At 33.8% G+C, this 529-nt stretch carries 1 protein-coding gene; it reads right to left on the bottom strand.

Annotated elements, in window-relative coordinates; genetic code table 11:
* Nucleotides 1–17 precede the first annotated feature (17 nt).
* Nucleotides 18–380 carry a hypothetical protein gene (locus BTA30_RS22330; protein ID WP_076764266.1) on the bottom strand — a complete coding sequence of 121 codons (363 nt, stop codon included), beginning with the start codon at nt 378–380 and terminating at the stop codon, nt 18–20.
* Nucleotides 381–529: the final 149 nt, after the last annotated feature.

Below are 529 nucleotides of genomic sequence, written 5' to 3'. Positions count from 1 at the left end.
ATATATTAAGATATATTTTAAATTATGTCTAATCTTTTAGAAATAAAGGATACAAAGTCACCATCTTCTATATCACCCGGCCAATCGGTATCCAATTCTAATAAAAATTGCCCGATTTTCACTAATTCGAGTTGCTTATCAACTAATTCTCCTGTGAAACTATATTCAAAATGTCCGTCTAACTTCTCAATCAGATGGACTTCTTTTTCTGCCTTAACAAGGTCTGTAACATCGTGGCAATAAATCGGATCTTTTAACTCGCTATCTTCTTTATAATTTAAGGGGTGGGCGAAACAAGTTATCTCAGACTCTGCATCGGTTACTACTACTTCAGCTTCTAAAGCTTCTCGTGATAACCAATTAATTCTTTTTATTTTCATCGTCCCCATCCTTACTTTTTCTTTGTTTTTAGACCTAAACTTGGTGCTTTTTTCGATAGTTCTTTAACAGATTTGACATGGAATATGGTTATATTGCCTGTATTTCTATCAAGCCCTAACAGTCAGTAAAGAGTTTACCACTTTACGGA

Origin of the sequence: Bacillus swezeyi (assembly GCF_001969815.1) — a bacterium.
Taxonomy (GTDB): domain Bacteria; phylum Bacillota; class Bacilli; order Bacillales; family Bacillaceae; genus Bacillus; species Bacillus swezeyi.
The sequence above is the reverse complement of the archived record's forward strand: the minus strand, read 5'-3'. Positions and strand labels throughout refer to the sequence as shown.

What these genes read in the sequence shown, in the direction of transcription:
- BTA30_RS22330 (WP_076764266.1), bottom strand. Translation starts at nt 380, where the DNA reads ATGAAAATAAAAAGAATTAATTGGTTATCACGAGAAGCTTTAGAAGCT.